Raw genomic sequence first — 7889 nt, 5'->3', positions numbered from 1 at the left:
CAAGATCTAGCGCTGCATCCCCCAACGCCGCACAGTCAGCCGCTCCAGGGTGTTGAATACCAGCCCTTCCACCAACAACCCGATCAGAATCACCACCGCCAACCCGGCAAACACCTTGTCGGTATACAGCTCGTTGCGGTTCTGAAAGATGTACCAGCCTAGCCCGCCCTTGCCGCTGCTGGCACCAAAGACCAGTTCGGCAGCGATCAGGGTACGCCAGGCAAACGCCCAGCCGATCTTCAGCCCCGACAGGATCGACGGCAAGGCCGCCGGCACCAGGATGTGCAACACCAGCCGCAGCCCTTTCAGGCCATAGTTGCGGCCAGCCATGCGCAGCGTTTCCGACACACCAAGGAAACCGGCGTAGGTATTGAGCGCCAACGCCCACAGCACCGAATGCACCAGCACGAAGATCAGGCTATTGTCGCCCAGCCCGAACCACAGCAAGGCCAGTGGCAACAGCGCAATGGCCGGTAACGGGTTTAACATTGACGTCAGTGTACCTAGCAGGTCCCGGCCCAGCTGGGTCGAAACCGCCAGACTGGTCAGGCCAAAGGCCAGGACGATACCCAGCACATAGCCCTTGAGCAGTATCACCAGCGAAACCCCGACTTTGGCGGGCAGTTCACCGCTGGCCAGGCCGTCCCACAGGGCGGCGGCGGTTTGCAAGAAGCCTGGCAGCAGCAGGTCGTTACCCTGATAACGGGCTACGGCCTCCCACAGCATCGCGATTACCAGCAGGATAACCGCCTTGCGCAGCCAGCCTTGCTGCCACAAGCGCTGCACCAAGGGGAGTTGGCGTTCTACAGGCACACTGAGCAGGGGCTCCAGCTGCACCTCGTATTCCTGGCGTACAGGTGTAGTGGTCATGGCTGAAGCTCCTGTCAGTAGGCGATGCGGATATCGTTGAAGCCAAGGTCGTCTGCCTGTTCCGGGGTATCCGCCTCGTCGAACAGCAAACGGTGAATACGCCGGGCACTGGCCTGGAAGTCGCTACCACCCAGGCTGCCCAGGGTGTACTGGTGGCTGTGCACTTCGGCACGCACCCGCCCCGGGTGCGGCGACAACAGCAGGATACGGTTGCCAACCACCTGGGCTTCTTCGATGGAGTGGGTGACGAACAACAGGGTGAACCGCACCTCCTCCCACAGCAGCAACAGCTCTTCCTGCATCTTGCGCCGGGTCAGCGCATCCAGGGCGGCGAACGGCTCATCCATCAACAGGATCTTGGGCTGGGTGGCCAAGGCCCGGGCAATTGCCACACGTGCCTTCATACCACCGGACAACGTGTGAGGATAAGCATCGGCAAAGGCGGCCAGACCGACCTTTTCCAGATAATGCAGCGCCCGTTCCTCCGCCTCCGCCCGCTTGAGCTGGCCAGACACCAGCAGCGGAAACATGACGTTCTGCTTCACCGTTTTCCACGGCGGCAACTGGTCGAACTCCTGAAACACCACGATGCGGTCGGGGCCTGGGCCACGCACTGTCTGGCCCTGCAGCAGAATCTGCCCTTCTTGCGGCTGGATAAAACCGGCCACGGCTTTGAGCAGGGTGGACTTGCCACAGCCGGAGGGGCCGAGCAGTACAAAACGATCAGCGCGGTCGACTTCGAAGCTGACCTGATGGGTGGCCCGCACCACGCGTTGCGCGGTGCGGTATTCGAGGCTGAGGTTATCCACCTTGAGCAAAGGCGGCGTTGTGACACGGCTCAGGTTGCTGGCCGTGTGGCCTGGCAATGGGGCGGTCATGATCGGTCAGCTCCCCTGCAGCGGGCGTTCATCCTGGAAGAAGTAGTCCTTCCACGACTCCGGCTTGTGCTTGATGGCGCCTACCCGATAGAGGAAATCGGCCAGCTTGTAGGTGTTCTTGGGCGTAACGGTGAATTCGTACTGTGGGTTGTCGATCAGCTTGATCAGCGTGTCGCGATCGATCTTGGCCTTGGTTACGCGGATATAGGTGTCGGCGGCAGCCGCCTTGTCTTTCTGGGCGAAGTCTGCGGCTTCGGCCAGAGCATCGACGAAGGCCTTGTAGGTCTTGGGGTTGTCCTTGCGGAACTTCTCGGTAGCAAACAGCAAGGTCGGCGAGTTGGGGCCGAGCAGGTCATAGCTGTTGAGCACCACATGCACGTCCTTGTTGGCCAGTACCTGGTCCTGGAACGGCGGGTTGGAGAAGTGCCCGTTGAGCTCGGTGCCGCCCGCCAGCAGCGCGGCGGTGGCGTCCGGGTGCGGCACGGCCAAGGTGTATTTGTCGAGGCGGTTGTATGCCTTGTCGCCCCACTGCTGGGCAGCGGCGTACTGCAGGAAGCGCGACTGCACCGAAACACCTACCGCCGGAACGGCGATACGGTCTTTGTCGGAGATGTCGGCGATGGTCTTCACGTTGGGGTTGCTGCTGACCAGGTAGTACGGGAAGTTGCCCAGCGAAGCCACGGCCTTCACGTTCTGCCGGCCCTTGGTGCGGTCCCAGACGGTCAACAGCGGCCCGACGCCAGCGCCGGCGATGTCCACCGAACCGGACAACAGTGCGTCGTTGATGGCCGAGCCACCCGACAGCTGTGCCCAGTCGACTTCGATGTCGATGCCCAGCTCCTTGCCGTGTTTCTCAATCAAGTGCTGGTCACGCACCACGTTCAGCAGCAGGTAGACGATGCCGAATTGTTCGGCAATGCGGATCTTGCCTTCGGCCTGGGCCACGGCGGGGGCAGCCAGGCTGCCGACGACCAGGCTTGCGCCCAGGCCGATGCTTGCCGCCAGGCGGCTGATGGATTTGCGCATGATGGTTTCCTCAGTCGTCAGAACGGGGCATCGCCCTGGATGGTGGTGCGGTACAGCTTGCGCCGCAGGTGCGCGGGGCAGCCAGTGGCCAGGTGGATCAGCGAGCGGTTGTCCCAGAACACCAGGTCGTGGGGCTGCCATTGATGGCGGTAAATGTTCTGCTCCAGCACGCTCAGGGCGTACAGCTGTTGCAGCACGTCGCGGCTTTCATCGTCTGGCAGGCCGACGATGCGGGTGGTGAAGCCTTCACTGACGAACAGGGCTTTGCGGCCGTTTTCCGGGTGGGTGCGGACTACCGGGTGAATGACTTCCTTTACCTGCGCCAGTTGCTCGGCAGTCAGGGTCGGGCGCCAGTTGCCTTCGAATTTGGTCTCGGCGTAGCGGGCGATGTAGGAGTGAGCGGCACTGCGGCCCTCGACCACTTTGCGCAGGGCGTCGGGTACAGCGTCCCAGGCTTTGTGCATGTCGGCGAACAGGGTGTCACCACCTTCACTGGGCAGTTGCTGGGCATGCAGCATGGAACCAAGGCTTGGTAGCTCCTTGTACGACAGGTCCGAGTGCCAAAATTTGCCGGCATCACCCAGGCCGATGTTCTGGCCGTTCACGATGATGTTGGAAACGATCAGGATCTCGGGGTGGCCAGTCAGCAGGAACTGCTTAAGCACATGGATCTGCAACTCACCGAAGCGGCGGCTGAAGGCAATCTGCTGTTCCGGGCTGATCCGCTGGTCGCGGAACACCAGCACATGGTGGTCGAGGTGGGCGCGATGGATACGGGTGAAATCCTCGGCGCTGACCGGTTTGGCCAGGTCCAGGCCGATAATCTCGGCGCCTACGGCACCGGAGAACGGGTGGATTTCAAACACTTGCGGCTGGGCGCTGTCGATGGACGACAAGGCGTTCAAGGCGGCTGACATTTTTCACTCCCACGCAGTGCGCGACTTCAATGGCGCGCAACGATCAGAAACGCACGGGGTTTTCCCGTGTGGGTTCAAGTCGTGCGGCGCATCGATTGGTCGACGGGTACGCAGTGGAAGCGACTATAAAGTCATAAGAGCAATATTTTAAATACCTTTAACGCATAACCATAGCACTGGGGGCGGGGCGGCCCACGATCAGATCAGCCCGCCCTGCTCTTCTTCGTCGATGAGGTTGTTCAGGCTGCTGAGCGCCTTGCGCGCCGTGGAACGATTGGCCAGCTTGGTCTGCGCTCCTGGGGGCAAGTCAGTGATCTTGAACACGCCCTTGGCGGTCAGCACATCGATAAGGTCTTCAAGCACGCGGATCATATCCAGATCGCTTTGCTTGAGCTGGGTCAGGCTGTCTTCCACAACGTCATCGGCGAACCATTCCTGAACATCGGTGTGGTCGGCGGGGAGCATTTCGGTGAACTGGTCAAAAGCGGCTGCTTCTACCCGCAGCAACTGGCCAGCGGCGTCGCGTTGCACGTAGAACATGGCGGTGTTCCTCGTCACGTTGGTTCCTTGTTGGTAGACAGCAGCATAGGCAAAGATCGCCAGGCACGCAGGCCCGGCGCAAGAGTATGCGCTGTTGGCAGATGGCAGGAAAGAGCCGGGGCCGCTAAGCGGCCCCGGTGGTCTATCAGCTGTCTTTGTTGTGGATGATGATGGTTGGGTCGGCACCGCTGATCAACGAGTTAATCGTGGTGTTGGACCAGTTCACCCCTTCCAGCTTGATGGTCACGTCGGCGTTGGCGATACCACCTTCGGCGTTCAGCTTGCCTTCGCTGCTGACTTGCAGCGTCGTCGTGCCTTCCACCGTGGTGAGCTTCAGGTAGTTGTCGATGGTGCTGCCCTTCTCGCCCTGAAGCAGGTCTTTCAGGTCGATACGGTCGCCCTCGGCCACCTTGAAGTCCTTGATCACGTCGTTACCGATGTCGCCCGCCTTCCACACGAAGGTGTCGGCACCGCTGCCACCGATCAGGATATCGTTGCCCTGGCCACCGATCAGGGTGTCATTGCCGGTACCGCCCAGCAGGATGTCATTACCTTTGCCGCCATCGAGCGTGTCGTTACCACCCTGACCGAAGAGGATATCGTTGCCATTGCCGCCCGACAGGATGTCGTTGCCGTCTTTGGCACCGGAGATATCGAACTCGGTGTAGTGCTCGGTGATGTACTGATGGACATTGCTGGTGGTAACGGAGCTGACCTCGACCCCGCTCTTCTGGGCGACGTAAGTCTGCAGGGCCTGGTAACCCTCGCTGACAACCCCGTTGAGGGTGATCAAGTCACCGAAGATGATGTCGTTGCCGTTGCCGCCATCGATGGTGTCGGCACCTGGCACCGTTGCTTCGGTGTGACCGAGAATTGCCTTCGCCAGGTCGGAAGGATCGATGTTGGTCTGTGGCTTGCCTGCACTGTCGTATGGTTTCAGGTCGCTCAGCGTGACATCGCTGTTCAGGCCGATGGCTTGCACCTTGGTCACACCAGAAAGCAGGTTGAAGCTGGCCGTCGAACCATCAGCAGCATAGTAAAGGTTACTCGAGCTCGTCCCGCCGTTACCAGCCAGGTAAGACAGCTCGTAAGTACCGTCACCTTGAGCGTGGATCGTACCCAGCTCGTTGGTCGAGTCCAGGCGGCCATTGCTCTTGTAGGTATAAAGCGTGACTGTCCCGTTGCTGCTGATTTCCAGCTTGTGCGTGCTATCGACCATGGTGCTGAACGAGTCGCCAATTTTGAAATTGTTGACGTTCACAACATCATCGAGGTACTTGCCACCTGTCCACAGGCGAGGGTTGGTCGATTCTCCATTCTGGTAGTACGTCGGTTTACCGTCGGTGATGAAGTACGTCAGGTTCTCCGCACCGGTGTTGCTGGTCGCCATGGTGCTCTTGAAGAAGTTGGCCGTCGTCTTGAACGCGTCCTCATAGTTGGTACCACCACCGTAGTAGCCACCCACCATCGAGTTCAGCACTGCCTGCAGCTTGCTCAGGGCATCCGGGTCGGCAAGGTTCACCGCCACGTTCTTGTTCACCTGAGTGTCGAAGTCGACCAGGAAGATGTTCACGGTACCCGAGGTGTCGGAGCCCAGGCTGGCCTTGAGCGAATTGAACACCGAAGCCAGCTGCGTCTTCGCGTCGGCAATCGACTTGTCGCTCATACTGCCCGAGCTGTCGACCATGAAGGCGATGTTGTAGTTCTTGCCCTGAACCACGTTCAGGCCCGCCACGTCAGCGACGATGATGTCGTTGCCTTCGCTGCCGGTCATCGTGTCGTTACCCGAGGTACCCACGCTGGCCTTATAGGTCGCGGCATACACCGTCACCGGGATATTGCCGGTAGTGATGGCCGAGCCGCCCAGGCTTTCGGTGGCAGTCGAGGTGACCGTGATGTCGAACGAGCCTTTGTAGTAGGCCGGCGGCGTCAGTGTCAGGCTGCTGAGTTTCCAGCCCGTCACATCAACCGGGCTACTGCCTACCGTTACGGTATGGCCAGCACCATCGCTCAGCACGGTCCCTTTCGGAATGCCGCTGAGGGTTACGTTCAGGGTTTCCGAGCCGTCGGTATCGGTCAGGGCGGTGGAGATACCGACCAGTTTCACCGAGCCACCTTCCGGCCCTTCGTTGAGCTTGTAGCCGTCGTAGTAGCTCTGACCATTCACGGTGTGCAGATCGGACACGCCCAGGCCAGCGTTGGCCATCTCGGACACGTTCTGGTACATCTTGATGTTCGAGCTGCTCAGGTCGGTAACAGTACCCGAGCCTACCTGGATGTTCAGGTCATAGCTGCCTGGACCAGACTGGTTGGCATGGTAGACCTCGATCGGGTAGTAACCGCTGGTGGTCGGGGTAAAGGTGCCCGAAATCTTGCCACCAGCACCCCAGGTAGCCGTGACCACAGTGTTGCCACCGATGGTGAGCACAAAGCTGTCGTCAGCGGTACCGCTGAAGGTATAGGTCTTGCCAGCCTCCAGGTAGATCAGGCCCGAGGTCTTCGAACCGGTGCCAGCGGTGACGCTGCCATCGGACTGCACGTTGGTAATGGTGCTGCTGGAGTTGGCACTGCCAGAGTTGGCAAAGACCGTCTTCAGGTCGTCACCGGTAATGCCATTACCACCAGTACCCAGGTTTTTCAGGGTGTTCCAGACTTCCTTGGTCAGGCCTTTGGAGTCGATATCAGCACTGCCGAAGCTCAGGGTCGGCTTGTCGGCAACCGGACTGATGTCGACCTTCATGGTCACTTCGCTGCCCAGGTTGGTGCCGTCGTTCGGCTTGAACTTGAACTGCGCGTAGTCGGCCTGCTGGTTGCCCACGCCGTTGCCACCATAGTTGTCCGCGCCCGACTGGTTGAGAGCCGGCACAAACTTCAGGTTATTGGCAGTGATGTCGGCCTGGCTGATCACCTGGTTGACCGTCACGTTCACCCATGCAGTACCGTTGAAGAACTGCAGGGTACCAGCGGCCGGGAGCGAGGTAATGGTTACGGACAAGCCAGTGTTGCCATCGGCATCGGTGGTTTTGAAATCACTCCATGCAAACACGTAGTCAGTGTCTTCCACGCCAAACACCGCGCCACCGGGCGAAACCGGCAGGTGGTCGTTGTCGAGGATGGCAGTGGTCACGCTCGACTTGGTGCTGTCAACCTGCAGGTTCTCGAAGGTACCACCGGTGGCGGTCTCGATCTTCACGGTGAAGTTCTCGGTACCTTCGACCAGCTTGTCGTCGATGGTAGCAATGTTGAACGTCGTGCCTGTGCTGTTGGCCGGAATCTTCACGGTGGTGACACCAGAGAAGTCCTCACCGTTCTTGGCGGTGCCACTGTAGCTGAGCGTGATCGTGACTTCGGACTTGGACGCATTGCTCAGGGTCAGCGTGTACTGGCCAGTTTCACCTTCAGTCAGCGAAGTGGTACCGGTGATGCCGACCGTGGTGACGTCGCCCTGGTTGCCAGTACCCGGTGTGCCCGAGCCTGGTTCGTCGGTCACGGTGGTGGTCACCGGCGCCTTGTCCAGGGTCAGTTGCTCGAACTTGCCGACGTCGGTGCCGCTGACCGAAGCGATCGACTTCACGACCGGGTCGTTGGCGCCCACGTACGGGTTGTCCGGCGCAGTCACGGTGGTAGTACCCACGGTGCCGTTGGCCGGCACGGTGAT

6 protein-coding genes are annotated in these 7889 nt (G+C 60.1%); all 6 read right to left on the bottom strand.

Annotated elements, in window-relative coordinates; translation table 11 throughout:
• Positions 1–6 precede the first annotated feature (6 nt).
• Positions 7–870 carry an ABC transporter permease gene (locus ACF8MI_RS08385; protein ID WP_104833638.1) on the bottom strand — a complete coding sequence of 288 codons (864 nt, stop codon included), beginning with the start codon at positions 868–870 and terminating at the stop codon, positions 7–9.
• A 14-nt stretch (positions 871–884) separates the two neighbouring features.
• Complete coding sequence (locus ACF8MI_RS08380) at positions 885–1748, bottom strand: ABC transporter ATP-binding protein (RefSeq protein WP_200928936.1); 864 nt, start codon at positions 1746–1748, stop codon at positions 885–887.
• A gap of 6 nt (positions 1749–1754) precedes the next feature.
• Positions 1755–2774 carry an ABC transporter substrate-binding protein gene (locus ACF8MI_RS08375; protein WP_060499483.1) on the bottom strand — a complete coding sequence of 340 codons (1020 nt, stop codon included), beginning with the start codon at positions 2772–2774 and terminating at the stop codon, positions 1755–1757.
• A gap of 17 nt (positions 2775–2791) precedes the next feature.
• Entirely contained in the window at positions 2792–3691 is a 900-nt protein-coding gene (locus ACF8MI_RS08370) for a TauD/TfdA family dioxygenase (protein WP_200928935.1), read from the bottom strand.
• A gap of 198 nt (positions 3692–3889) precedes the next feature.
• Positions 3890–4231 carry a tryptophan synthase subunit beta gene (locus ACF8MI_RS08365; RefSeq protein ID WP_104833641.1) on the bottom strand — a complete coding sequence of 114 codons (342 nt, stop codon included), beginning with the start codon at positions 4229–4231 and terminating at the stop codon, positions 3890–3892.
• 145 nt (positions 4232–4376) lie between these two features.
• Positions 4377–7889 (bottom strand): type I secretion C-terminal target domain-containing protein (locus ACF8MI_RS08360; RefSeq protein WP_392517467.1); only part of this gene is annotated, 3513 nt, incomplete at its 5' end.

Source organism: Pseudomonas sp. yb_9 (genome assembly GCF_043103635.1).
Classification (GTDB): domain Bacteria; phylum Pseudomonadota; class Gammaproteobacteria; order Pseudomonadales; family Pseudomonadaceae; genus Aquipseudomonas; species Aquipseudomonas monteilii.
This window is presented reverse-complemented; position numbering and strand designations above follow the sequence as displayed.

Excerpts from the sequence above, each read along its gene's own strand:
- ACF8MI_RS08385 (WP_104833638.1), bottom strand. The coding sequence starts at position 870 with ATGACCACTACACCTGTACGCCAGGAATACGAGGTGCAGCTGGAGCCC.
- ACF8MI_RS08380 (WP_200928936.1), bottom strand. The coding sequence starts at position 1,748 with ATGACCGCCCCATTGCCAGGCCACACGGCCAGCAACCTGAGCCGTGTC.
- ACF8MI_RS08375 (WP_060499483.1), bottom strand. The coding sequence starts at position 2,774 with ATGCGCAAATCCATCAGCCGCCTGGCGGCAAGCATCGGCCTGGGCGCA.
- ACF8MI_RS08370 (WP_200928935.1), bottom strand. The coding sequence starts at position 3,691 with ATGTCAGCCGCCTTGAACGCCTTGTCGTCCATCGACAGCGCCCAGCCG.
- ACF8MI_RS08365 (WP_104833641.1), bottom strand. The coding sequence starts at position 4,231 with ATGTTCTACGTGCAACGCGACGCCGCTGGCCAGTTGCTGCGGGTAGAA.